Source organism: Halorubrum sp. T3 (genome assembly GCF_000296615.1).
Lineage (GTDB): Archaea > Halobacteriota > Halobacteria > Halobacteriales > Haloferacaceae > Halorubrum > Halorubrum ruber.
The window spans coordinates 117,949-143,361 of sequence record NZ_JH815330.1 but is presented as its reverse complement, the minus strand read 5'-3'; the positions used below and the strand labels follow the sequence as shown (position 1 = coordinate 143,361).

The 25,413-nt window shown below is 69.9% G+C and carries 20 protein-coding genes; 16 read left to right on the top strand and 4 right to left on the bottom strand.

Annotation, left to right across the window (positions count from 1 at the left end; genetic code table 11):
- Window positions 1-112: 112 nt before the first annotated feature.
- The 10 genes from B378_RS0109770 to argF all read left to right on the top strand — a co-directional run bounded on the left by B378_RS0109770 (window position 113) and on the right by argF (window position 11,664).
- Window positions 113-1,450, top strand: a complete 1,338-nt coding sequence (locus tag B378_RS0109770; protein ID WP_017343614.1) for a glutamate-1-semialdehyde 2,1-aminomutase — start codon at window positions 113-115, stop codon at window positions 1,448-1,450.
- Between the two features lie 794 nt (window positions 1,451-2,244).
- Window positions 2,245-3,474, top strand: a complete 1,230-nt coding sequence (locus tag B378_RS0109765) for an argininosuccinate synthase (RefSeq protein ID WP_017343613.1) — start codon at window positions 2,245-2,247, stop codon at window positions 3,472-3,474.
- Complete coding sequence (gene argH, locus B378_RS0109760) at window positions 3,475-4,998, top strand: argininosuccinate lyase (protein ID WP_017343612.1); 1,524 nt, start codon at window positions 3,475-3,477, stop codon at window positions 4,996-4,998.
- Between the two features lie 222 nt (window positions 4,999-5,220).
- The gene (lysW, locus tag B378_RS0109755) at window positions 5,221-5,409 is read left to right on the top strand and encodes a lysine biosynthesis protein LysW (RefSeq protein WP_004599337.1); all 189 of its coding nucleotides are present in this window, start codon (window positions 5,221-5,223) and stop codon (window positions 5,407-5,409) included.
- Window positions 5,410-5,487: 78 nt separating this feature from the next.
- Window positions 5,488-6,417, top strand: coding sequence for a lysine biosynthesis protein LysX (gene lysX, locus B378_RS0109750; protein ID WP_017343611.1), 930 nt, complete (start codon window positions 5,488-5,490; stop codon window positions 6,415-6,417).
- On the top strand, window positions 6,414-7,463 hold the full coding sequence (gene argC / locus B378_RS0109745) for an N-acetyl-gamma-glutamyl-phosphate reductase (protein ID WP_017343610.1): 1,050 nt from the start codon (window positions 6,414-6,416) through the stop codon (window positions 7,461-7,463). The genes lysX and argC overlap by 4 nt, the downstream gene beginning before the upstream one ends.
- Window positions 7,460-8,413: an acetylglutamate/acetylaminoadipate kinase gene (locus B378_RS0109740; RefSeq protein ID WP_017343609.1), complete on the top strand. Its 954-nt coding sequence runs from the start codon at window positions 7,460-7,462 to the stop codon at window positions 8,411-8,413. The genes argC and B378_RS0109740 overlap by 4 nt, the downstream gene beginning before the upstream one ends.
- On the top strand, window positions 8,410-9,537 hold the full coding sequence (locus B378_RS0109735) for an aspartate aminotransferase family protein (protein WP_017343608.1): 1,128 nt from the start codon (window positions 8,410-8,412) through the stop codon (window positions 9,535-9,537). Before B378_RS0109740 ends, B378_RS0109735 begins: the two co-directional genes overlap by 4 nt.
- Window positions 9,537-10,700 (top strand): [LysW]-lysine hydrolase, encoded by a 1,164-nt coding sequence (locus B378_RS0109730; protein ID WP_017343607.1) that lies wholly within the window; start codon window positions 9,537-9,539, stop codon window positions 10,698-10,700. Before B378_RS0109735 ends, B378_RS0109730 begins: the two co-directional genes overlap by 1 nt.
- 64 nt (window positions 10,701-10,764) lie before the next feature.
- Window positions 10,765-11,664: an ornithine carbamoyltransferase gene (gene argF / locus B378_RS0109725; protein WP_017343606.1), complete on the top strand. Its 900-nt coding sequence runs from the start codon at window positions 10,765-10,767 to the stop codon at window positions 11,662-11,664.
- 51 nt (window positions 11,665-11,715) lie between these two features.
- Here argF and B378_RS17080 read toward each other — a convergent pair whose 3' ends face one another.
- Window positions 11,716-11,871, bottom strand: a complete 156-nt coding sequence (locus tag B378_RS17080; RefSeq protein WP_017343605.1) for a hypothetical protein — start codon at window positions 11,869-11,871, stop codon at window positions 11,716-11,718.
- A 1,148-nt stretch (window positions 11,872-13,019) separates the two neighbouring features.
- The gene (locus B378_RS0109715) at window positions 13,020-14,333 is read right to left on the bottom strand and encodes a twin-arginine translocase subunit TatC (protein WP_017343604.1); all 1,314 of its coding nucleotides are present in this window, start codon (window positions 14,331-14,333) and stop codon (window positions 13,020-13,022) included.
- Window positions 14,334-14,535: 202 nt separating this feature from the next.
- Here B378_RS0109715 and B378_RS0109710 point away from each other — a divergent pair, with 202 nt between their 5' ends.
- Both B378_RS0109710 and uvrA read left to right on the top strand, forming a co-directional pair.
- The gene (locus B378_RS0109710) at window positions 14,536-16,764 is read left to right on the top strand and encodes a twin-arginine translocase subunit TatC (protein ID WP_017343603.1); all 2,229 of its coding nucleotides are present in this window, start codon (window positions 14,536-14,538) and stop codon (window positions 16,762-16,764) included.
- 120 nt (window positions 16,765-16,884) lie between these two features.
- Window positions 16,885-19,836, top strand: a complete 2,952-nt coding sequence (gene uvrA, locus B378_RS0109705; protein WP_017343602.1) for an excinuclease ABC subunit UvrA — start codon at window positions 16,885-16,887, stop codon at window positions 19,834-19,836.
- A gap of 567 nt (window positions 19,837-20,403) precedes the next feature.
- Here the strand turns inward: uvrA and B378_RS0109700 are convergent.
- Window positions 20,404-20,652 carry a hypothetical protein gene (locus tag B378_RS0109700; protein ID WP_017343601.1) on the bottom strand — a complete coding sequence of 83 codons (249 nt, stop codon included), beginning with the start codon at window positions 20,650-20,652 and terminating at the stop codon, window positions 20,404-20,406.
- Between the two features lie 161 nt (window positions 20,653-20,813).
- Here B378_RS0109700 and B378_RS0109695 point away from each other — a divergent pair, with 161 nt between their 5' ends.
- Window positions 20,814-21,194: a RidA family protein gene (locus B378_RS0109695; protein ID WP_017343600.1), complete on the top strand. Its 381-nt coding sequence runs from the start codon at window positions 20,814-20,816 to the stop codon at window positions 21,192-21,194.
- A 49-nt stretch (window positions 21,195-21,243) separates the two neighbouring features.
- On the opposite strand, the gene B378_RS0109690 is transcribed toward B378_RS0109695, so the two are convergent.
- The gene (locus B378_RS0109690) at window positions 21,244-23,283 is read right to left on the bottom strand and encodes a helix-hairpin-helix domain-containing protein (RefSeq protein WP_017343599.1); all 2,040 of its coding nucleotides are present in this window, start codon (window positions 23,281-23,283) and stop codon (window positions 21,244-21,246) included.
- A gap of 132 nt (window positions 23,284-23,415) precedes the next feature.
- Here B378_RS0109690 and larE point away from each other — a divergent pair, with 132 nt between their 5' ends.
- The 3 genes from larE to serB all read left to right on the top strand — a co-directional run bounded on the left by larE (window position 23,416) and on the right by serB (window position 25,413).
- The gene (gene larE / locus B378_RS0109685; protein WP_017343598.1) at window positions 23,416-24,399 is read left to right on the top strand and encodes an ATP-dependent sacrificial sulfur transferase LarE; all 984 of its coding nucleotides are present in this window, start codon (window positions 23,416-23,418) and stop codon (window positions 24,397-24,399) included.
- 95 nt (window positions 24,400-24,494) lie between these two features.
- Window positions 24,495-24,698: a hypothetical protein gene (locus B378_RS0109680; protein ID WP_017343597.1), complete on the top strand. Its 204-nt coding sequence runs from the start codon at window positions 24,495-24,497 to the stop codon at window positions 24,696-24,698.
- A gap of 64 nt (window positions 24,699-24,762) precedes the next feature.
- The gene (serB, locus tag B378_RS0109675; protein ID WP_017343596.1) at window positions 24,763-25,413 is read left to right on the top strand and encodes a phosphoserine phosphatase SerB; all 651 of its coding nucleotides are present in this window, start codon (window positions 24,763-24,765) and stop codon (window positions 25,411-25,413) included.

Here is a 25,413-nt window from a genome sequence, read left to right as displayed (position 1 = left end):
CCGGAGACGGTGGAGGCGCGTAGCGCTCGAACCGACGCGGTCCCTTTTCGGCGTCCGAACCGGTTCGCCCGGTTCGGCAACTACTTTCAGCCCGACGCTCCAACCGATCGGTATGAACCACGAGCGCTCGCGCGGCCTGTACGACCGCGCGCTGTCGGTGATGCCGGGCGGCGTCAACTCCTCGGTCCGGGCGACGATGCCGCACCCGTTCTTCATCGAGCGCGGCGACGGCGGCCACGTGATCGACGCCGACGGCAACCGCTACGTCGACTGGGTGATGGGGTACGGCCCCCTACTGTACGGCCACGACCTCCCGGACCCGGTCGAGGCCGCGGTCCAGTCGCACGTCGCGGAGGGGCCGATGTACGGCGCGCCGACCGAGATCGAGGTGGAACACGCCGAGTTCGTCGCCCGCCACGTCCCGAGCGTGGAGTCGATCCGCTTCGTCAACTCCGGCACGGAGGCGACCGTCTCGGCGGTGCGGCTGGCGCGCGGCCACACCGACCGCGACAAGATCGTCGTGATGCAGGGCGGCTACCACGGCGCGCAGGAGTCGACGCTCGTCGAGGGGTCGCCGGGCGACGCCCGCCCCTCGACGGCGGGGATCCCGGAGGAGTTCGCCGAACACACCCTGCCGATCCCGTTCAACGACGAGGCGGCCGCGAAGGAAGTGTTCGCGGAACACGGCGACGAGATCGCGGCCGTCCTCGTCGAGCCGATCTTAGCCAACAAGGGGATCGTCATGCCGATAGAAGGGTACCACGAGACGCTGCGGGACCTCTGTGACGACCACGGCTCCCTCCTCGTCTTCGACGAGGTGATCACCGGGTTCCGGGTCGGCGGCCTCGGCTGCGCGCAGTCGAAGTTCGGCGTCACCCCGGACGTGACGACGTTCGGGAAGATCATCGGCGGCGGGTTCCCCGTCGGCGCGATCGGCGGGCGGGCGGACATCATCGAGGGGTTCACCCCCGCGGGCGAGGTGTTCCAGTCCGGCACCTTCTCCGGGCACCCGGTGACGATGGCGGCCGGGAAGGCCGGATTAGAGTACGCGGCCGAGAACGACGTGTACGAGCACGTCAACCGGCTCGGCCGGAAGCTCCGCGAGGGGATCGCCGAGATCTGCGCGGAGCGCGCGCCGGAGTACACCGTCGTCGGCACCGACTCGATGTTCAAGACGATCTTCACCCGCGAGGCGCCCGACGACGTCGACGACTGCTGTGCGGGCGGCTGCCGACAGGACCCCGACTGCGCCCGGTACGACCACTGCCCGAAGACGGGCGCCGACGTCGCCGCGGCCGCGACCGACCGCTGGGAGCGCGTGTTCTGGCAGGAGATGAAAGACCGGGGCGTGTTCCTCACCGCGAACCAGTTCGAGTGCCAGTTCACCTCCTACGCGCACACGGAGGAGGACGTCGAGCGGACGCTGGAGGCGTACCGAGAGGCGATCTGAGCGACGGCGGGAGCCGGTGTTCGAGACCGCCGCGTCGAGATAGTTTTTAAATAAAAGGGTCGTAGCGATGATTACTTATAAAAAGCGGCGCGGTGGCGCGTGCCTCCGAGTGGCCGCCGAAGGCGGCCGCGAGGAGCACGCGCGAGGGAGTCAGTCGCCGGAGCGAAGCGGAGGCGACTGACGAGGCTGGGGAGGTGTGAGGTGCGGTCGCTGTGCGGGGGCGGGACTCAAAGGGGCAGCCGGGAGGCGCGCGCAGGCGACGTAAGCACCGCAGGAGCGAGTGAAACGAGCGACGAGGAGCGCAGCGAGCGTGCGCGCGCCTCCCGGCTGGGGCTTTGGAGATGTTCTCGGTCGATTCATCGCTACCCAATTATAAGCGAGCGACTGGAGATTTGGAGGAGTTCGCCGGCGATCCGCTAGCAGCCATTTATAAGCGATCAACTAGAGCTTTAGAAAAGTCCGCCGCCGACCCGCGATCAGTCACGTATTACGGAACGCTTTTATACCGGAGATCGGGTACGTACAGGTGATGACCGCAGCGGCTCGTTCCGGCGCCGCCCTCTTCCGAGGCCGACGAGCCCTGCGACCGCGACGAGACGTCCGACCGCCGCGACCGGCTTCCGGCGCGGCGCGACGACGAGGCCCTTCGGGCCAGTAATCTTCACCTCTCGTCGCGTTCGCGCCGTTCCGTTCCGAAGAGTCTCGACTCCGCGTTCCGCGAGCGACCGCTCTCTGATTTTCTTACAAAATTAAAACCGCTGAATTTAAGGGCATAGCCCGGGTGTACTCTGGTAATGACGAGCGTTGCACTCGCGTTCAGCGGGGGACTCGACACGACAGTGTGCGTACCGCTACTGAAAGAGGAGTACGGCTACGACGAGGTCATCGGCGTCAACGTCGACGTCGGCCAGCCGACGGAGGAGTTCGACGAGGCCGAAGAGACCGCCGAAGCGCTGGGACTCGACATCCACGTCGTCGACGCGAAAGAGGAGTTCGCGGACCTCTGTTTCGACGCGGTGAAGGCCAACGCCGACTACCAGGGCTACCCGCTCGGCACCGCCCTCGCGCGCCCGGTCATCGCCGAGGCCATTCTGGGCGTCGCCGAGGAGCAGGGCTGTGACGCCATCGCGCACGGCTGTACGGGGAAGGGGAACGACCAGCTCCGGTTCGAGGCCGTCTGGCGCGGCTCCGACCTCGAAGTGATCGCCCCCGTGCGCGAACTCGGCCTCACCCGCGAGTGGGAGATCGACTACGCCGCCGAGAAGGACCTGCCCGTCGAGGCGGGCGACGGCGGCGTCTGGTCCATCGACGAGAACATCTGGTCGCGCGCGGTCGAGGGCGGCAAGCTGGAGAACCCGGACTACGAGCCGCCGGAGGACATCTACGAGTGGACCGCGGAGCCGGAAGGCGAGACCACCATCGAGATCACATTCGAGGAGGGCGTCCCCGTCGCGGTCGACGGCAAGGAAATGGACCCGGTCCCGCTCATCCAGCACCTCAACGAGTACGCGGGCGGCTACGGCGTCGGCCGCACCGACGTGATGGAGGACCGCATGCTCGGGCTGAAGGTGCGCGAGAACTACGAACACCCGGCCGCGACCGTCCTGCTGACGGCCCACCAGGCGCTCGAAGACCTCGTCCTCACCAAGAACGAGCGCTCGTTCAAGAAAGGGATCGAGCAGGAGTGGTCCGAGAAGGCGTACGAGGGGCTCGTGTTCGCGCCCGTCGTCGACGCGCTCGACGCCTTCGTCGACGAGACACAGGACGTGGTGACCGGCACGGCGACGGTGAAGGTCTCCGGCGGCGACTGCCGCGTCGTCGCGCGCGACTCCGAGTACGCCGTCTACTCCGAGGAGATGGCCTCGTTCAACACCGAGGACGTCGCCGGCATCGCCCAGTCCGACGCGACGGGCGTCGCGAAGTACCACGGGCTCCAAGAGCGCCTCGCGAACGACGTGAAGGCGAGCGTCTCGAAGCCGGAGCTGGCCACCGACGGGAGCGGCGAAACGGACACGTCCGAATAGATGACCGACGACGATCCCGACGCAGCGACGGACGCCGACATCGAAGCGAGCGGCGCGTCGGCCGGCGGCGACACTGCCGTCCGCCGCGACCGCTTCAGCGGCGGCCCCGCCCGCGAGTTCTTATCGAGCCTCGCGGCCGACGAGGCCATCTTCGAGGCCGACCTCGCGGTCGACCGCGCGCACGTGGTCATGCTCGCGGAGCAGGGGATCGTCGACGAGGCGGTCGCGGGCGAGATCCTCGCCGCGCTCGACGACGTCGAGACTGCCGGCCACGACGAACTCCCCGACGGCGAGGACGTCCACGAGGCGATAGAGACCGCCGTCATCGACCGGGGCGGCCCGGACGGCGGGCGGATGCACACCGCCCGCTCGCGTAACGACGAGGTGGCGACCTGCATCCGCTACCGCCTGCGCGAGGACCTGCTCGCCGCGGTTGAGGCGACGCTCACCGCCCGCGAGGCGCTCGTCGACGTCGCGAGCGAACACACCGAGACGGTGATGCCGGGGTACACCCACCTCCAGCCGGCCCAGCCGACGACGGTCGCGCACTACCTGCTGTCGTACGAGGGCGGGCTCGCGCGCGACACGGAACGCCTGTTCGACGCGTACGACCGGGTCAACCGCTCGCCGCTCGGCGCGGCCGCGTTCGCGGGGACGCCGTTCGACGTCGACCGCGACCGGACCGCGGAGCTGCTCGGCTTCGACGGGACGGTCCGCAACTCGATGGACGCCGCCGCCGCGCGCGACTTCCTCGCGGAGTCGGCGAGCGCGCTCGCGACGCTCGCGACGACGCTGTCGGGGCTCGCGGAGGACCTGATCATCTTCTCGAACAAGGGGGTCGTGGAGCTCTCCGACGACTACGCCTCGACCTCCTCGATCATGCCCCAGAAGAAGAACCCCGACACGCTGGAGCTCACCCGGGGCGTCGCGGGCGACGCGATCGGCGAGGCAACCGGCACGCTGAGCCTTCTGAAGGGGCTCCCGCGCGCCTACAACCGCGACCTCCAGCGCTCCCACGCGAGCGTCTTTGAGATCGCGGGCGACGTGTGCGAGGCGACCGAGGTCGCCGCGGGCGCGGTCGCGACCGCCGACTGGGACGAGGCCACGCTCGCGGCCGCCGCGGGCGAGGGATTCTCGACGGCCACCGGGGTCGCCGATCTGCTCGCGATGGGCGGCATGCCGTTCCGGACGGCCCACGAGATCGTCGCGGCGGCCGCGGAGACGGTCGCGGACGGCGACTCGCCGGACGCGGCGGCCGCAAAAGTTGACGAGGCCACTCGAAAGGTGACCGGCGAGCCCCTCTCCGCGTACGTGAGCCGCGAAGACGTGGAGTCGGCGCTCGACCCGGCCGAAAGCGTCGCGAGCCGCGACTCCGCCGGCGGACCGGCCCCCGAGGCGGTCGCCGACGAGCTCGCCGCCGCTGAGGCGGGCATCGAGGGAGACAACGCCGCGCTGGCGGCCGAGCGCGACGCGCTCGCCGACGCGAGCGAGGCACTGGACGCGGAGGTCGATCGCTATGTCTGAGCCGCGACGACCGCGAGATCATCGTCGGCTCGGTCGGGACCGACCCGACCGACGACGACGACCGTCCCCGTAGGGGGACACATTTACTACCGAGATCTGACATCCGATCTCGATACGGAACTATTTCGTCGAACTGATCCCGTTAGCGGCCGATCCGTCTTATGTAAATTATCCAATAAGTTCGAAGCCTTTATGCCTATTCGAGGACGAGTGTCTGCCACGATGACGAGCGACACCGACACGCTGACCGCGGAGGACCCGATCACGGGCGAGGAAATCGAGATCCCGGCCGATGTCGAGGTCGGCGAGATCATCGACAGTCCGGTCACCGGGACCGAGCTGGAGGTCATCTCGCTCGATCCGGTCGTCTTAGAGGAGGCGCCCGAGCTCGAGGAGGACTGGGGCGAGTAATGGCGACGACCGCCACGGCCGCGACACGCGAGTGGTCGACATGCGCGTGAGCGCCGACGTGAACGGAGGGGAGTCGACGTGCGCGTAGGAATCCTCTACTCGCGGATCCGGAAGGACGAGAAGCTGCTCCTCAACGAGCTCCGCGAGCGGGGCCACGAGGTCGAGAAGATCGACGTGCGCAAGGAGCGGTTCGGCTTAGAGTCGACCACGGCGGCCGTCGACGACCTCGACATCGTCGTCGACCGCTGCCTGTCCACGAGCCGGTCGCTGTACGCGACGCGCTTCATCGACAGCTACGGCGTCCCCGTCGTGAACTCCCCGGAGACGGGCGACATCTGCGCCGACAAGGCGAAGAACTCGCTCGCGCTCGCCGAGGCCGACATCCCGACCCCGGCGACCGAGGTCGCGTTCACCAAGGACGCCGCCCTGGAGGCGATCGAGGAGTTCGGCTACCCGTGCGTTCTCAAGCCGGTCACCGGCTCGTGGGGGCGCCTGATGGCGAAGATCGACTCGCGCAACGCCGCCGAAGCGATCTTAGAGCACAAGGAGACGCTCGGCCACTACGAGCACAAGGTGTTCTACGTCCAGGAGTTCGTCGACAAGCCCGGCCGCGACATCCGCGTGCTGGCGGTCGACGGCGAGCCGGTCGCGGCGATGACGCGGTCGTCGGACCACTGGCTCACGAACGCCGCGAAGGGCGGCGAGACGAAGTCGTTCGACCTCGACGAGCGCGCGACCGAACTGGTCGAGAAGGCCTCGGCCGCGGTCGGCGGCGGCATGCTCGGCGTCGACCTGATGGAGGTGGGCGTCGACCCGGACACCGACCCCGCCGAGACCAGCGCGGACGACTACACCGTCCACGAGGTGAACCACACCGTCGAGTTCAAGGCGCTCGACTCGGCCACCGACGTCGACGTCCCCGCGCGGGTCGTCGACTGGCTGGAGGCGAAGGCGGTCGAGCTGGCCGAGGGAGACGGCAGCGAAGAAAGCGAGGAGGCGAGCGCATGACCGACGACGCCTACACCGCGAGCGTCGTCGGCGGCACCGGGTTCACCGGCGGCGAGCTGCTGCGGATCCTCGCCGGCCACCCCGACTTCGAGGTCGTCCAGGCCACCTCGCGGTCGGCGGACAACATGACCGTCGGACGGTCGCACCCGAACCTGCGCGGGCTGGACCTGCGCTTCTCGGACCCCGACGACCTCGAATCGGTCGACGTCCTCTTCGCGGCGACCCCGCACGGCGTCTCGATGGAGCGCATCGACGAGTTCTTCGAGGCTGCCGACACCGTCGTCGACCTCTCGGCGGACTTCCGGCTCCCGGAGGCCGACGCCTACGACGAGTGGTACGACGGCCACGAGTCGCCGGAGTACCTCGAACGCGCCGAGTACGCGCTCCCGGAGCTGAACCGCGAGAACCTCCCCGGCGCCGACCTGATCGCCGGCGGCGGCTGCAACGCGACTGCGACGATCCTCGGCCTCAAGCCGCTGGTCGACGCGGGCGCGCTCGGTCCCGACGTGGGCGAGGTCGTCGTCGACGTGAAGGTCGGCTCCTCGGAGGGGGGCGCCGGCGGCGGCGCGGCCTCCTCGCACCCGGAGCGCTCGGGCGTCGTGCGCCCGTACGCGCCCACCGGTCACCGCCACGAGGCGGAGATCGAGGCGTACCTCGGGCTCTCCGTCTCCTTCACGGTCCACGCGGTCGACATGGTGCGCGGCGCGAGCGCGACCTGCCACGCCTTCCCCGACGAGCCGGTCTCGAAGGGGGACCTGTGGGGCGCGTACCGCGACGCCTACGCCGACGAGCCGTTCATGCGGATCGTCTCGGGCGGGGGCGGCGTCTACCGCTACCCCGAGCCGAAGTCGGTCGCCGGGACGAACCACGGCGAGGTCGGCTTCGAGCTCGACCCCGGGAACCGGCGCGTCGTCGTCTTCTCGGCCATCGACAACATGACCAAGGGCTCCGCCGGCCAGGCGGTCCACGCGGCGAACGTCGCGCTCGGACTGCCCGAGACCGCCGGCCTCGAGTTCGACGGGCTCCACCCGGTGGGATCGCCATGACGGGAGGGCAGTCCGCCGCCGGCGACGCGCCCGCGGACGAGCCTCCGGTCGTCGTCAAGGTCGGCGGCGCGAAGGCGGTCGACCCGGCCGGCGCGGTCGGCGACGTCGCGCACCTGACGGCCAACGGGCGCGCGGTCGTCGTCGTCCACGGCGGCTCGACGGTCGTCGACGAGACGCTCGAACGGCTCGGCATCGAGCCGGAGTACGTCGAGTCCGCGTCGGGCGTCACCGGCCGCTTCACCGACGCGGAGACGATGGAAGCGTTCTCGATGGCGATGGCGGGGAAGCTCAACACCGAGCTGACGGCGGAGTTCCGCTCGGCCGGGGTCGACGCGGTCGGCCTCTCGGGCATCGACGGCGGGCTCCTCGCGGGCCCGCGTAAGTCGGCGGTCCGCGTCGTCGAGGACGGGAAGCGGAAGATCCGGCGCGGCGACCACTCGGGGAAGATCGAGTCGGTGAACGCCGACCTGCTCAGCGGGCTCCTCGCCGACGGCTACACCCCGGTCGTCTCGCCGCCGATGGCTGGCGACGAGGGCGACGGCGAGGTCACCCCGGTCAACGCGGACGCCGACCGCGCCGCGGCCGCGATAGCGGGCGCTCTGGGCGCCGACCTCGTCCTGCTGACCGACGTCTCCGGCGTGTACGCCGACCCGGACGACCCCGAGACGCGCATCGACGCGGCCGCGACGCCCGACCAGCTGTCGGCCGTCGAGGACGCCGCCGAGGGGTTCATGGGCAAGAAGGTGATGGCCGCGAAAGAGGCGCTCGAAGGCGGATCCGGCCGCGTCGTGATCGCGGACGCCAACGTCCGCGACCCGGTCGTCGCCGCGCTCGGCGGCGAGGGGACGGCGATCGAGCGGTCGGCGCTGGGCGACGGCGCGGACGGCGGCGAGGCCGAGGAGGCCGACGAGAGCGGCGCCGTCGAGACCGACGGGGGTGAGACCGCGTGAGCGGCTTCGTCTTCTCCGAGAAGCCGATCGAGATCGCGTCCGGCGACGGGGTCCACGTGACCGACGCGAACGGCACCGAGTACCTCGACTTCGGCGCCAGCTACGCGTGTACGCCGGTCGGCCACTGCCACCCCGAGGTCGTCGACGCCGCGACGAGCCAGCTGGAGGAGCTCATGTACGTCCAGGCGTCGTACCCGCACGCGGCGCGGACGGCACTGTACGAGCGGCTGGCCGAGGTCGCGCCCGGCGACGTCGACAACGTCTGGCTCTGTAACTCCGGCACCGAGGCGAACGAGGCCGCGCTGAAGTTCGCCCGGCACGCAACGGGCCGCGAGAAGATCATCGCGACCACGCAGGGGTTCCACGGACGGACGATGGGGACCCTCGCGACGACGTGGAAAGAGAAGTACAAGGAGGGGTTCGGCCCGCTCGCCGGCGGCGTGGAGTTCGTCGAGTACGGCGACGCCGACGCGATGCGCGAGGCGGTCGATGAGGACACCGCCGCGGTAATCCTCGAGCCGCTCCAAGGCGAGGGCGGGATCAACCCCGTCTCGACCGAATACCTCCAGGCCGTCCGGGTCGCGACCGCGACGAGCGGGGCCGCGATGATCCTCGACGAGATCCAGACCGGACTCGGCCGGACAGGCTCGATGTGGGCGGCCGACCGCCACGACGTGGTGCCGGACATCCTCACGACCGCGAAGGGGCTCGGCAGCGGGCTCCCGATCGGCGCGACGCTGTGCCGCGACTGGATCGCGGACGATTCGGGCGACCACGGCTCGACGTTCTCGGGCGGCCCGGTCGTCTCCGCGGCCGCGGGCGCCACCCTCGACGTGATCGAGCGCGAGGAGCTGGCCGACCACGCCGAGGAGATCGGGAGCTACCTCCGCGGCGAGCTCCGCGACCGCCTCGGCGACGACGTCCGCGACGTGCGCGGCGACGGGCTGATGGTCGGGATCGAGGTCCGCCGCGGGTCGAACCGCCTGCTGCGCGACCTCGCGATCGACCACCAGATCCTCGCGCTCCCGGCGGGCCGGACCGTGCTGCGCCTGCTGCCGCCGCTGACGATCGAGCGCGAGCACGCCGACGCCGTCGTCGACGCGATCGAGGAGGTGGTCGGCTGATGGCGGCCGGCACGGAGCGGGAAGCCGACGCCGAATCCGAGGGCGGCACCGACGTCGTCGCCGGCGGCGGCTACCCCGCGGCCTGCGACACGCCCGCCCGCAAGCTGCTGTACGACATGGTCTCCATCCCCTCGCCGTCGGGCGAGGAGGAGCGGGCGGCCGAGCGCCTCGTCGACTTCTTCGAGGCGAACGGCCGGGAGGCGTGGATCGACGAGGTCGGGAACGTCCGGGCGCCGGCGAACGACGCCGTCCTCCTGACCTCGCATATCGACACCGTCCCGGGCGACATCCCGGTCGAGGTGCGGCCGGCACCGGCCGAGGGCGAGCTGCCGGAGCCCTCCGACGTCCGCGTCGGCGAGCCTGGCGACCCCGTGCTGTGGGGCCGCGGCGCGGTCGACGCGACGGGACCGCTCGTCTCGATGGCGGTCGCGGCGGTGAAAACGGGGGTCTCGTTCGCCGGCGTCGTCCGCGAGGAGGTCGACTCCGGCGGCGCGCGCGCCCTCATCGACGACCGCGACGCGCCCGAGGCGGTGATCAACGGCGAGCCGTCGGGCTGGCAGGGGATCACGCTCGGCTACCGCGGCCTGCTTGAGGGGACGTACGTGAACACGAGCGAGTCGGGCCACTCCTCGCGGCCGGAGCCGAACGCGATCCAGCACGCGATCGACTGGTGGCACGGCGTCGAGGAGGCGTTTACCCCAGACGACTCCGAGACCGCCGTGTTCGACCAGGTGACGACGAAGCCCATCTCGGTCGACGGCGGGCTGAGCGACGACGGCCTCGCCGTCGAGGCGACGATGGACGTCCAGCTCCGGATCCCGCCCTCGCGCCCGGTCGACGAGATCCACGAGCTGGCGGAGGCGGAGCTGTCGACCGGTTCCGTCCACTGGGGCGAGCCGATGCCGCCGGTGATGGAGAGCCCGCGGACCGACCTCGCGCGCGCGTTCCGCGTCGCGATCCGGGGCGCGGACGGCGACGTGCGCCTGCTCCGGAAGACCGGCACGAGCGACATGAACCTCTTCGCGGCCGCGTGGGACTGCCCGATGGTCACCTACGGCCCCGGGAACTCCGACCTCGACCACGCGCCCGACGAGCGGCTCCCGCTACCGGACCTCGACCGCGCCGTGCGCGTGCTGACCGAGGTCTGCCGGAAGCGACTGTAAGGTCCTCGTTTGCCCTCGTCACGGCTCGTTTTCAAACGACACCACGACACACACACTACACACGATGCCACTCGCCACCGACGACTTCCTCGACATCGACGACGTGACGCCCGCCGAATTGGACGCCCTGCTCGACCGCGCCGCCGCGATGAAGGCGGGCGAGACCGACCCCCGACTGGCGGACGCCACGCTCGGGATGATCTTCGAGAAGCCGTCGACGCGCACCCGCGTCTCCTTCGAGACGGGGATGACCCGACTCGGCGGCCACGCCATGTTCCTCGGCCCCGACGACATCCAGCTGGGCCACGGCGAGCCGCTGCGCGACACCGCGCGCGTGCTCGGCCGGTACGTCGACGGCGTGATGGCGCGGCTGTTCGACCACGCGGACGTCGAGGTGCTCGCCGAGTACGCCGACTGTCCCGTTATCAACGGGCTCACCGACGAGGCGCACCCCTGTCAGACGCTCGCCGACCTGCTCACGATCCGGGAGACGGTCGGCGAGGACGCCACCGTGGCGTGGGTCGGCGACGGCAACAACGTCGGGCAGTCGTTCGTCGTCGGCGCCGCGATGGCGGGGATCGACGTGGAAGTCGCCACGCCCGCCGACTACGGCATGAACCCCTCCGTCTTCGACCGCGCCGCCGAGTTCGGGCTGGACGTGACCCCCACGACCGACCCCGGGGGCGCAATCGACGGCGCCGACGTCGTCTACACCGACGTGTGGATCTCGATGGGCCAGGAGGACAGGCGCGACGAGAAGCTCGCCGCCTTCGACGGGTTCCAGGTGAACTCGGACCTGCTCGCCGGCACCGACGCCAAGGTGATGCACTGTTTGCCCGCGCACCGCGGCGAGGAGGTCACCGACGACGTGCTCGAATCGGACCGGGCCCTCGTCTGGGACCAAGCCGAAAATCGGATGCACGCGCAGAACGCGCTGCTCGTCGAACTGCTCGGCGGGGAGTGAGGAGCCGGTCCGGAGGACGAGTGCGAACCGCCGACCGCGGTCACCGCGGCGTCAGGGACGCTGCGGCGGGTCGCGGTCGTCCATGAGGAAGACGCTGTCCTGATTCGGGTCGAAGTAGACCTCCAGCGCGCGGAGGGAACCCACGTACGCCGCGATCGCGGCGAACACGAACGAGACAGCGGCCGGAACGACGAGACCGAGGACCATACCGAGCCGTTCGCTTCGCAGCAAACAAATGCGTATCGACGGCGCGGCGGCGCGTGCCTGCGAGCGGCCGGAGCGAAGCGGAGGCCGCGAGTTGCACGCGCGAGGGAGTCGGCCGACCGGAGGGAGGCCGACGAGGCTGGGGAGGCGTGAGGTGCGGTTGCTGTGCGGGGTGGGACTCAAAGGGGCAGCCGGGAGGCGGGCGCAGGCGATGTAAGCACCGCAGCGAGGGAGCGATAGCGACCGAGTGAGGCGCGCAGCGAGCGTGCGCCCGCCTCCCGGCTGGGGCTTTGGAGGGGTCCGTCGTAGAGTTACTTACACCGATTTGGCTCCGTTGAAACCCGATTCTACAGACATATTCTTCCCTGAAACAGCCGGTCGATGAGAGCTGCTTCTTGATCGATAGCGGGAGTGAGTGTAGTACGTCGTGAGTGAGGCCATTTATAAGGAGAATCGTGGTGTTGCTGTCGGCTGTTTATAAATAATCGACGCTGCTGAGATGGTTGTCTCCAAAGCCCCAGTCGCGAGGCGGACGCACGCTCGCTGTGCTCCTCGTCACTCGCTTCGCTCGTTCCTGCGGTGCTTACGTCGCCTGCGTCCGCCTCGCGACTGCCCCTTTGAGTCCCGCCCCGCACAGCACCGCAACCGCCGGAAGACGGTCCTGCTCGCTCGCTTCGCTCGCTGCGCGGGCTGCGACTTCCGTGCTCCCGCTCGCTCCCTCCGGTCGCTCGCGGGACCGCACCTCACGCCTCCCCAGCCTCGCCGCTCACGCCCTGCGGGCGTTCGCGGCGTCCCTCGCGGGCTGGCTCGCGGCCTCCGCTTCGCTCCGGCCGCTCGCAGGCGCAGCGAGGCGCGACGCGCCTCTGGCAGCCGGCGGCGCAGCCGCCGGCGACGCCACCGCGGGCTATTTATAAGCGATCGTCGGCACCGCTGACGACTATTTAAATACCGAATCAGTGCTACCGATCTGCGATACCCACTCCCGCTATCGCTCGCCGCTACCTCTGTACTGACCGCGATTGGGTTATTAATATATCACTTGCTGAAGATTTCAAAAGAGCCACCGATTTATAAACGAGCGACTGGGGCTTCGGAAGCGTTCACCAGCAATCCACAAGCAACCACTTATAAATAAATGACAGAAACCGCATCTAGTTCCCGGTCCAGCGTAGGATGGCGAGCGTCCCCTCGAAGAGGGCGATCATCGTCAGCGTCACGATGATCGGCGCCATCCCGGTCGGGTCGGGGCTGAAGAGGAACGCGATCCCGAGGAACGAGCCCCAGAAGATCAGCCGCTTCGCCTCTAACCACTGCCGGGTGACGAGGTTCATCATGATCGCGAGCATGATGAAAAGCGGGATCTGGAAGACGATCGCCATGAACGCGAGCATGATGACGATCAGGTTGAACGTCTCCGCGAGCCCGAAGGCGATCGTCGCCGCGTCGGAGGTGTAGGTGGTGAAATACGAGAAGATCGCGGGCAACACGAGGAAGTGCGCGAACGCGATCCCGATCCCGCCCAAGATGAGGCTGGTCGGCACCGCAGCGAGGTAGTAGCGCCGCTCCGTCTGGTAGAGCCCCGGTCGCATGAACCGGTACGTCTCGTAGACGAACGCCGGGAGCCCGACCACGACGCCCGCGAGGCCGGCGACCTTCAGCCGGGTGAGCGGGAGTTCGAGCGGGCCGTACAGCCGCGGCCGGTTCTCCATCGGCGCCGGGATGTGGTAGCTCCAGAAGTAGTTGATGAGCTCCGTCGACTCGGTGACGACGACGAGGGTGGCGAGGCCGCCGATGAGGAAGACGACCGCCAGCCGGCGCATCATCTCCTCGATGTGGGCCGCCAGCGGCATCTCCTCGTCCGTCTCGGGGCCCTCGATCCCGTCGAACGGCTCGTCGTCCTCGGTCGCCGGCACGCCGGCGGTCGCGGGGTCCGCGGCGTCGGCGGTCGTCGCCGGGGCGCCGCCGTCGCCGGCGGCTTCGGCGCCCTCCGTCGTCGCGTCGTCCGCCGCAGCGGCGTCGTCCGCCGAACCTTCGTCTGCCGACTCCTCGTCCGCCGCTCCCGCGTCGGACTCGGCCGCGTCGTCGGATTCGTTCCCGTCGTCAAGCGCGGCCGACCGACCAGCGTCCTCGGCCTCGACCACCTCATCCGGGTCCGAGAACGTGTCCGACGACTCGGAGTCGGATCCCTCCGCTTCGTCGCCTTCGTCGGAGTCCGCTTGGTCGCTCTCAGCAGACTCCTCCGCGTCGCTCTCAGCAGACTCCTCCGCGTCGCTCTCGGCGCCTCCCACCTCGGGGTCGACCTCGGGAGTCACCTCGGACTCGACGCTCTCTGACGACTCCTCGACGGCGGAGTCGCCGCTCTCGGATCCGGGGTCGACGGCGCCGTCGCTTTCGGGTTCGCCCTCGTCGGTCGACCCATCGGCGGCGGCCGAGTCGTCGTCGCGCGACCGGTCCGAGTCGTCCATTCAGTTGCCCTACGCGACCGGGCGGTTATCAACCTTTTCGGATAGCGGCGCCGCGCGGGGTCGGTCGGCCCCGTTCGCCGCCCCGTCCGGGAGCGTCGGTCGCCGGATCGACGGGGAGGGTGGCCGGATCGACGGGGAGGGTCGACGGCGAGAGCGCCCGCGGTCGAAAAGGTTGATAACGGCGACGGCCTTCGCCCTCCGTATGGCGAGCGCCCTCGACGAGGACACCCAACGGTCGATCGCGGAGGGCCAGGAGACGGCGAAGGCGTTCCTTCGGTCGATCCAGAAGGACCTCCAGAAGGTGTTCGTCGTCTTCCTGATCGGCTTCCTCGCGACGTTCTGGGCGCTCCGAACGTACATCTGGGACCGACTCCGGGAAGTGACGGAGTCGAACATGAGCGCCGCGGTCGCCGAGGAGGCCGACATCATCGCGACGACCCCGTTCGAGGTGATCCTCCTCCAAGCGAAGATCGGGCTGGTCGTGGGCGCGATCGTCGCGATCCCGCCGCTGATCTACGTCACCCGCGACGAGCTCCGCGCCCGCGGTATGTGGCCGCAGTCACCGATCGCCCGCTGGAAGCTCGCGCTGCTCGGGCTGCTCGGCGCCGGCCTGTTCTCCGCCGGCGTCGCCTACGGCGTGTTGGCCTTCTTCCCGCTGATGTTCGGCTTCCTCGCGGAGTTCGGCTTGGAGGCCGACATCCAGCCGACCTACGGGATCGTGATGTGGACGGAGTTCATCGTCTTCCTCTCGCTCTCCTTCGGGCTCGCCGGACAGATGCCGATGGTGATCACCGGCCTCTCGTACGCCGAGATCGTCCCGTACGAGACGTTCCGCGACAAGTGGCGCTACGCGGTCGTCGCCATCTTCGTGTTCGGCGCCGTCTTCTCCCCGCCGGACCCGTTCACCCAGCTGCTGTGGGCGTTCCCGCTGGTCGCCTTATACGGGTTCAGCCTCTACCTCGCGAAGCTCGTCGTCACGGCCAAGCGGAGCTCCGACCGGATCGACGTGCTCGGCGCGGTCCGGAACCACTGGAACGTCGTCGGGGGCGTGACCGTCCTCGGCGGCGCGCTGGTGTACGGCTTCTACGAGTACGGCGGCCGGACCGGGCTCAACGACCTGCTGCGGCTCGCGGGGAGCACCCGACGCTTCCTCGCGCCGGGCGAGGGGCTCGGCCTCGACCCGACGACCGCGCTCGGGATCTACGCCGCCGTCTGGGCGCTCGCGTTCGCCGCCGTCGGGACGCTGTGGGCAGTGTACACCGACCTCGACACGACGAGCGCGGGCGCTCAGTACGGCGACCCGACCGCCATCGACGTGAGCGAGCTCGACGCCGCGGGCGTCCGAGCGGCCCCCGCGGACGCGTTCGCCGAGATGGGCGAGGAGGAGTCGCTCGCGCTCGCGCAGGCCGCGATCGACGACGACGACCCGGAGAAGGCGCAGGCGATCCTCGACCGCTTCGACGAGGTGAACGAGGGGAGCGACGGCGAGGGGGGTGACGCGGACGGTGACGCGAGCGACGCCGGAAGCGCTGGCGGCGACGGCGACGCCGGCGGGGACGGGTTGGTCGGCTCCGTCCAGAACCGGACCTCGCGCGCGGGCTCGACGTTCCTCGCCGAGCTCACGGACGGCGAGGAGGAGGCGGCCGAAGACGACATCGGCGGCTACTACAAGGACCTCAAGTTCATCTTCGACTCGCTCCGCACGCGCTCGTTCCGGATCGTCGCCGTCTTCGGGGTCGTGATGGCGGCCGCGTTCACGTGGCTGTACCTCGGCGGGCTGGGTACGGTTCGGAGCGACCTCGAACGGCGCGTGCCCGCGGAGATCGAGGGCGGGATCGAGATCATCACCCTCCACCCGGTCGAGGCGCTCATCTTCATGGTGAAGTTCTCGGTGATGCTCGGCATCTTCGCCGCGTTCCCCGTGGTCCTCTACTACGCGTGGCCCGCGCTCCGCGAGCGCGGCTTCGTCGCCGGGCGGCTCTACCAAGTGTACCTGTGGACGGGCGCGCTCGGCGCCGGCATGATCGGCGGCTTCGTGCTCGGGTACACGACCATCGCCCCCGGGATCATCGGCTGGCTCGTCACGGACGCGCGCCTCGCCGACATGGTGATCACCTACCAGGTGAGCGACTTCCTCTGGCTCGTCATCTACACCACGATCGGGATCGGCTTCCTCGCGGACATCCCGATCGCGATGGTGCTCATGAACAACGCGGGCGTCCCGTACCGCGTGTTCCGCGAGCGCTGGCGCGAGGTGACGATCGGGATCCTGCTCGTCGCGGCCGTGTTCACCCCCGCCGACGTGATCACGATGTTCCTCGCGACGATCCCGCTGATGATCGCGTACGGGATCGGCGTCGGCGTCCTCTTCCTCGTCACCTTCGGCGGGCGCCGCGATCTCTCGCCGCCCGCGGAGTTCATCGGGGAGTGAGTTCCGGGCTCGTCGAGGAGAGAGCCCCCCGAACTCGGGGCGACCGACGGCGGAAACGGCCTCTCGCGGTTCCCGCGACCGACGACTATTCCCGCGCGCGCCCGCAACGGACGAACAGAAATGAGCAAGGACTACATCGAGGTCCGCGGCGCCGAGGAACACAACCTCAAGGACCTCGACGTCCGGATTCCGCGGGAGGAGTTCACCGTCGTCACCGGGCTCTCGGGCTCGGGGAAGTCGTCGCTCGCGTTCGACACCGTCTACGCCGAGGGGCAGCGCCGCTACATCGAGTCGCTGTCCGCGTACGCCCGCAACTTCCTCGGGCAGATGGACAAACCGCAGGTGGAGTCGGTCGAGGGGCTCTCGCCGGCGATCTCCATCGACCAGAAGAACGCCGCGAACAACCCCCGGTCGACGGTGGGGACCGTCACGGAGCTCCACGACTACCTCCGCCTGCTGTACGCCCGGATCGGCACCCAGTACGACCCCGTCACCGGCGAGGAGGTCGGCGAGCAGTCCGCCCAGGACATGGTGAACCAGATCCTCGACCTCCCCGAGGACACCCGCGCGAAGATCGCCGCGCCGGTCGTCCGCGACCAGAAGGGCGCGTTCGAGGACCTCTTCGAGGAGCTCGTCTCGGACGGGTACAGCCGCGTCGAGGTCGACGGCGAGCCGGTGGACCTCACCCTCGACGACCCCGACCTCGACGAGAACTACGACCACACGATCGACGTGATCGTCGACCGCGTCACCGTCTCGCCGGACGCGCGCTCGCGGATCACCGACTCCGTCGAGACCGCCCTCGAAGAGGCCGACGGCGCCCTCAAGCTGATCGTCCCGGACCCGCCCGAAGACGTCCCGTTCGCGTCGAACGCGCGCTCGACGGGGTCGCTCGCGGCAGACGCCGACGGCGACGACCGCCTCGTCGTCGAGTTCTCCGAGGAGCTCGGCAACCCCAACTCCGACGTCCAGTTCTCCGCGATCGAGACGCGCTCGTTCTCCTTCAACAGCCCCTACGGCGCCTGCCCCGAGTGCGAGGGGATCGGCTCGACGAAGGAGGTCGACGAGGAGCTCGTGGTCGAGGACCCCTCGAAACCCCTCAAACACGTGTTCGAGCCGTGGAGCTACGACCGCACCTACTACTCCCGCCAGCTCGACAACGTCGCGGAGCACTTCGGCGTCGACCTCGACACGCCGTTCGAGGAGCTCGACGAGGAGATTCGGCGGCAGTTCCTCTACGGCACCGACGAGATGGTCCACTTCGAGTGGACCACGAAGAACGGCACGCGCGAGAAGACCGAGCGGTTCGAGGGCGTGATCCCGAACTTAGAGCGCCGCCACGTCGAGACCGACTCCGAGCGCGCCCGCGACCACATCGAGGAGTACATGGCCGTGACGACCTGCCCCGAGTGCGAGGGGACGCGCCTCAAGGAGCAGTCGCGGCACGTCCTCGTCGCGGACACCGCCATCACCGAGGTCAACGAGCTGTCGATCGCGGAGGCCCGCGAGCACTTCGAGGGGATGGAGGCGGAGCTGAACGAGCGCGAGACGACCATCGCCGAGGAGATCTTAAAGGAGATCCGCGCGCGGCTCGGCTTCATGGAGGAGGTCGGCTTGGAGTACCTCACGCTCGACCGCGAGGCGTCGACCCTCTCCGGCGGCGAGAGCCAGCGCATCCGGCTCGCGACGCAGGTGGGCTCCGGGCTGGTGGGCGTCCTCTACGTCCTCGACGAGCCCTCCATCGGGCTCCACCAGCGCGACAACGATCGCCTGCTCGACACGCTCGAAGGCCTCCGCGACCTCGGCAACACCCTCCTCGTCGTCGAGCACGACGAGGAGACGATGCGGCGCTCCGACGAGATCATCGACATGGGGCCCGGCCCCGGGAAGCGCGGCGGCGAGGTCGTCGCGCAGGGCGACTTCGACGAGGTGGTCGCGACCGACGAGTCGGTGACCGCCGACTACCTCGCGGGCCGGAAGGAGATTCCGGTGCCCGACGAGCGCCGCGAGCCCGACGGCGAACTGACGGTTCGGGGCGCCCGCCAGCACAACCTGAAGGATCTCGACGTGCCGATCCCGCTCGGCACGCTGACGACCGTCACCGGCGTCTCCGGCTCCGGGAAGTCGACGCTCGTCAACGACATCCTCTACAAGGGGCTCGCCCGCGAGATGAACGACAACACCTCGGTCGACCCCGGCGACCACGACGCGATCGAGGGACTCGACGAGGTGGAGACGGTCCGGCTCATCGACCAGTCGCCGATCGGGCGGACGCCGCGCTCGAACCCCGCGACGTACACGGACGTGTTCGACCACGTCCGCGAGCTGTTCGCGGAGACGAAGCTCTCGAAGCGCCGCGGCTACGAGAAGGGCCGCTTCTCGTTCAACGTGAAGGGCGGCCGCTGCGAGGAGTGCGGTGGGCAGGGCACCGTCAAGATCGAGATGAACTTCCTCTCGGACGTGTACGTCCCCTGCGAGGAGTGCGGCGGCTCGCGTTACAACGACGAGACGCTCGACGTCGAGTACAAGGGGAAGACGATCGCCGACGTGCTCGACATGAGCGTCGCGGAGGCCCACGAGTTCTTCGAGAGCCACCGCGGGCTCGAACGCCGCCTGAAGCTCCTGAAGGACGTCGGGCTCGGCTACATGGAGCTCGGCCAGCCCTCCACCACGCTCTCCGGCGGCGAGGCCCAGCGCGTGAAGCTCGCCGAGGAGCTCGGCAAGCGCGCGACCGGCGACACGCTCTACCTACTCGACGAGCCGACGACGGGGCTCCACAAGGAGGACGAGCGCAAGCTGATCGACGTGCTCCACCGGCTCGTCGACGCCGGCAACACGGTGGTCGTCATCGAACACGAGCTCGACCTCGTGAAGAACGCCGACCACGTGATCGACCTCGGCCCCGAGGGCGGCGACGGCGGCGGCGAACTCGTCGCGGACGGCACCCCCGAGGAGATCGCGCACGAGGAGGCGTCCCACACCGGGCGCTACCTGCGCGACATGCTCCCGAAGGTCGACCTCGACGGCCCCCGCGACGACCGCCGGAAGCCCGCGGTCGCCGACGACGACTGACGAAAGAGGGGCGCGCCCAGTCGAGATTTGGTATCTCGAACCGAACGGAGACGCAACTGAGATTTCCGGTCGTTGAGCGATACCGAGAAGGGGTATCGCAGACCGGCGGCCGCGATGTGGTATTTAAATAGCCGTGAGCGACTGCGACGAGTGCTTATAAGAAGAAAGTGCGGTGGCGCGCCTGCGAGCGGCCGCCACCGGCGGCCGCGAGCCAGCCCGCGAGGGACGCCGCGAACGCCCGCAGGGCGTGAGCGGCGAGGTTGGGGAGGTGTGAGGCTGCGGTGCTGTGCGGTGTGGGGTGGGACTCAAAGGGGCAGCCGTCGAGGGCGGTGTAGGCGACGTAAGCACCGGAGTGAGGGAGCGAAGCGACCGAATGAGGAGCGTGGTTCGAGAGAGCTTCGCTCTCTCGTCATCCCGAAAATCGGAGATTTTCGGGCGACAGCGAGCGTACACCGCCCACGACGGCTGGGGCTTTGGAAGCCCTCACCGCAGTAGCATCGATCACTTATAAACAACCGACGGCAACGTCGAGATTTCACTTATAAACTGCCCCACTAAAGATGTGGGTCACCCCGCAGTCGGGCGACGACCGGACGATCCGATGACTCTCGCAACGACGAGGAGCGCGACCAGATCGACGGCGACCGTCGCGATGACGCCGAAACGGAGCAGGACCAACAGTCCGAGCACCGCCACGGCGAGCCCGACCGCGGCGCGACGAGCGCGGTCGGTGGTCGAAAGCGAGCGGGACACCTGAGCGCCGACGCCGACCTGCGCCGCGAAGAGGAGGACGCCGAACGGGGACACGGCTGGCATGCCCCCCGATTCCGACGGAGTCAGTATGAATATGTCGGCGGGGCGAAGAGCACCCGGACCGGGCCGTCGGCCGGGGCGACCGCCTCGGGGCGGTGTCGGAGCGGCCGAGGCGACCCCCGCGACCCGTATCTTGATACGCCGGCGCGTCGTCGCACCGGGCGATGAAAGAGATCACGACGGACGACGTGCCGGAAGCGCTCGGCCCGTACTCACAGGGGATCGTCTCCGGCGACACGGTCCACGTCTCCGGGAAGACGGGCGTGGACCCCGACACCGGCGAGGCCCCCGAGTCGGTCGCCGAACAGACGACGCAGACGCTCGAAAACGTCGCCGCGATCCTAGAGGCGGCCGGGACGACCCCGGACGCGATCGTCTCGGCGACCGTCTACCTCACCGACATGGACGACTACGACGCGGTCAACGAGGCGTACCGGTCGTTCCTCTCGGAGCCGTATCCGGCGCGGACCTGCGTCGAGGTGTCTCGACTTCCGGCGCCGCTCGACGTCGAGATCACGGTCACGGCGGAGCTCGAAGACGACTGAGCTCGACCGACCCGGCGACGCGACGAGCCGCGCACAGACGAACTCCGCCTCAGAACTTCTCCAACAGGTCGCCGTAGAACTCGCCGCCGCGGTCGTCCGCGAGCTTCTCGACGATGAGCTCCGGCGTCGACCGCGCGAGGTGGCCCTTCTTCGGCGAGCGGTTCACGCGGAGCTCGCCGTCGACGAGCCCGGCGGCCTCGATGCCGTCGACCGCGATTTCGAACTCCGCGGCGTCGCGGATCTCGCGGGCCAGGTGGGAGACGAACACCGCGGTCGCGTCCTGGTCGTCGAGCGCCTCCAAGATGCCCGCGATGATCTTCGCGGAGGCGCCCGGCTCGGTGATCGACTCTAACTCGTCGACGAGGACGAGCCGGCCGTCCGCGCCGTCGACGAGGTCGCCGAAGTCCCGGAGCGTCGCCTCGAACGCGCCCGCGTCGAGAGTCCCCTGCGATTTGGCGTAGTAGTGGATCTCCTCGAACCGCTCGACGGTCGCCGACTCGGCGGGCACGGGCAGCCCCATCTGCGCTAAGACGACGACGAGGGCGACCAGATCGAGCGTGGAGGTCTTCCCCCCGGAGTTGACCCCCGACAGAAGCGTCGCGCCGGAGACGGCGTAGTCGACGGGCTCGACGTCCGCGAAGTCGACGTCGAGCAGCGGGGAGCGGCCGCCCTCGATGCGGAAGCCCGCGTCCGCGTCGGCGTCCTCCGGGTCGACCACATCGGGCATCGCGCAGTCGAAGTCGCGGGCGAACCGCGAAATCGCCAGCTCCACGTCGAGTTCGAGAGCGTCGCGCACCAGCGCCTCGACCGGCTCGCGTAGGTCGCCGAGGTCGCTCGCGAGGTCGGCCTTCAGCTTCGCCGCGCGGCGGTCGCGGGCCGCCGACAGTTCGGTGCGGACCCGCGAGACGGCGCTCTCGTCGTGGTCGACCGGAAATGAGGGGTCACCGCCGAAGACCCGCTCCGCCAACTCCGCCTCCTCGGGCTCCAAGCGGAGCGCGTCGGCGAGGTGCTCGCGGGCGGCGTCGACCGCCGCGTCGTACTCATCCGCCAACTCGCGGTCCAAGAGGGAGTCGACGCGAGCGCCCTGCTCGACGAGGGAGAGGAAGTCGGTCCCCTCGATGGTGACGTCGCGCTCGCGGATCGCCTCGCGCAGGCGGTCGTCGGCGACCGAGGCCGCCGTCGACACGGCGGCGTCGAGGTCGTCGACGGCGGCGGTGAGCCGGTCTAACTCCGCGTCGCCGGCGATCGTGCCGTCGTCGTCGAGCCGCGAGAGCGCGTCGCGCAGGCGGTCGAGGTCGACCGGGGGGTCGGCGTCGCCCCCGTCATCCGGATCACTCCCCGAGACGGGGTCGCCGGCCGCCGCGGCCGCCTCGTGGACCGCCGCGGCCGCTTCCAACCGCTCGCGGTTCTCAGCGAAGAACGCGAGCAGGCGCTCGGGGACGGTTTCGGCGGGGTTTTCGAGGGCGTCCGGCCGCACGCTCACGTCGCCCTCCACGTCGAGGCCGGCGAACGACTCGTCCAAGACGATGACAGAGGCGTACGAGCGGCCAAGCTCGGAGACGTCGCGCGCGTCCTCGACCGTCTCGACGGAGAGTTCGGGCACCTCGGCCTCGGCGCGGGCGAGCGTCTCGGCGTCGGCGGTCGCGAGGCAGCGGTCGCGGACGCGGACGGTGGGCGGGTCCGAGAGGGGCGCGCAGTCGGCGAGCGCCTCTCGGACCGCCGGATCGGGGTCGCGGTCGGTCGCCTCGGCGGCGAACGCCTGCGCCTCCGCGACCCGCGAGGCGGACGCACTCGGGTAGAACGTCTCCAAGCGCTTCGCCGCGTAGTCGGTGACGGTGCGCTCGCGCAGCAGGTCGATCGCCTCCCGGTACAGCTCGCGGGCGCGGTCGGTGGCCAGCACGCGTCCGTCGTCGTCGTGGCGGCGGCGGATCGCCCCGCGTGCGATGCGGGCCGCGCGGGCCTCGTTGACGCCGGGCGCGCGGGCGATGGCGGCCACGTCGCCGGACTCGACGGTCGCGGCCGGGTCGTCGAGCTCGCGCAGGGCCGCGGCCGTCTTGGCGCCGACGCCGGGGATCGCCTCCAGCTCCATCTACCCGCCGGTATCGCGGCAACGGTCTAAAGCGTGCGGGTCGCTCCCGGGGTCCGGCGGTTCGGAAGCGCGAGACGACGGCACCGGTTCCGCGTGCGACGCCCTTTTTCGCGCCCGCCGCGAACGCCGGCCATGAGTCAGAACGCGCGGGCCGTCGGCGACGGCTCGCTCGATCCCGAGACGGCGGCGAAGGCGGCGAGCGCCCGCGACGCGCTCGGCGAGCGCGACGGGGTCCTCGTCGCGTTCTCGGGCGGCGTCGACTCCGCGGTCGTCGCGGCGCTGGCGCGGGACGCGCTCGGCGACGACGCCGTGGCGTGTACCGCCCGCAGCGAGACGCTCCCCGCGGCGGAGCTCGACGACGCGAAGCGCGTGGCCGACGAGATCGGAATCGACCACGAGACGGTCACCTTCTCCGAGCTCGACGACCCGAACTTCGTCGCCAACGACGGCGACCGCTGTTACCACTGCCGGACGATGCGGCTCGGCCGGATGTACGAGACGGCAAAGGAGCTCGGCATCGACACCGTCTGCGACGGGACGAACGCGGACGACCCGGGCGAGGGGCACCGGCCCGGGCTCCGCGCGGTCGAGGAGCTCGACGTGTTCTCTCCCCTCCTGGACGCCGGGATCTCGAAGGACGAGGTCCGCGCGATCGCCGACTCGTACGACCTCTCCGTGGCCGACAAGCCCTCGATGGCGTGCCTCTCCTCGCGGATCCCGACCGGCCTCGAAGTGACCGAGGAGCGGCTGACCCGCGTGGAGAAGGCCGAGCGCGTGCTCCGCGAGTGGGGGTTCGGGGGGTTCCGCGTCCGCGACCACGACGGGCTCGCGCGCGTTGAGATCGCGCCGGACGAGTTAGAGCGCGCGCTCGACCCCGCCTTCGCCGACGCCGTCCACGAGCACCTCACCGACCTCGGCTTCGAGTACGTCACCCTCGACATGGCCGGCTACCGGACCGGGAGCGTGAGCCCGGGCGGCGAGGAAGGCGGCTCCGACGAGGGGGGCGGCGGCGCGGATGACGACGTCAACGAACGCCCCGACAATTCCGGCGACGCCGACGGCGCGGACGACGATGGTTCCGGCGACGTCGACCTCGGTCGGAGCTACCCGCGCTGAAACGGGGCCGGACGGATTCGGCCGGCGCTCGCAGCGTTATCACCGGAGAGAACCCGGCGCGAAGGCTTATAAACCGTGTTACTGAATCGACACCTATGCGCGAGGCACAGACGCTGGCGGTGATCGCCGGCGGCGTCGGGGGCTCCGTCGGGGCGTTCGTCGGCGTCGCGGTCGGCGGGTCGGCGCTCTCGGTGACGCTGACCACCCTCGGGGTCGCGACGCTCGTCGGGGTCGGCGTCATCGCGAGCGCGGTGATCGCCGGCGACGTGGAATTCCTCGCCGACGCGGACGGCGAGTGACGGGAGCGGGCGAGAACCGCCGTCGACCGCGCGCTTCAAGACCCCGCCGCGACGAACGGAGGCCATGAGCCTCATCGCGTTCGACTTCGACGGGACGCTCTCCGACTCGGAGATGACGGTGCTGCTCGCCGAGCGGGCCGGCGTCGCCGACGAGGTCACCGAGATCACCGAGCGGGCGATGAACGACGAGCTCAGCTACGCCGAGAGCCTCTATCAGCGCGCGGCGCTTCTGGAGGGCCTCGGGGCGACGGAGGTCGAGGACGCGTTCGACGCGGTCCGGATCCGGCCCGGCGCGGCGCGTCTCATCGAGCGCCTGCGGGCGGAGGGCCACCACGTCGCCGTGCTCACTGGCGGGTTCGAGCGCGGCGTCGAGGCGGCGCTCGCCCGCGAGGGCGTCTCGGTCGACACGATCGTCGCGAACCGACTGCCGACCGACGCGGACGGCGCGCTCACCGGCGAGGCCGAGGGGCCGCTGATCGAAGGGACGAAAGACGACGCGCTCGCCGACCTCGCGGCCGAGGCGGGCGTGCCGATGGCGGAGACGGTGGCGGTCGGCGACGGCGCGAACGACCTGCCGATGCTGGAGGTCGCTGGGCTCGCCGTCGGCTTCGTCCCCAAGTCCGCGGTGCGCCCCGTCTGCGACTCGGTCGTCGCCTCCATGTACCGGCTCGGAAAGGTGTTGGAGTCGCACGGCGTGCTCGCCGCCGAAGCGTGA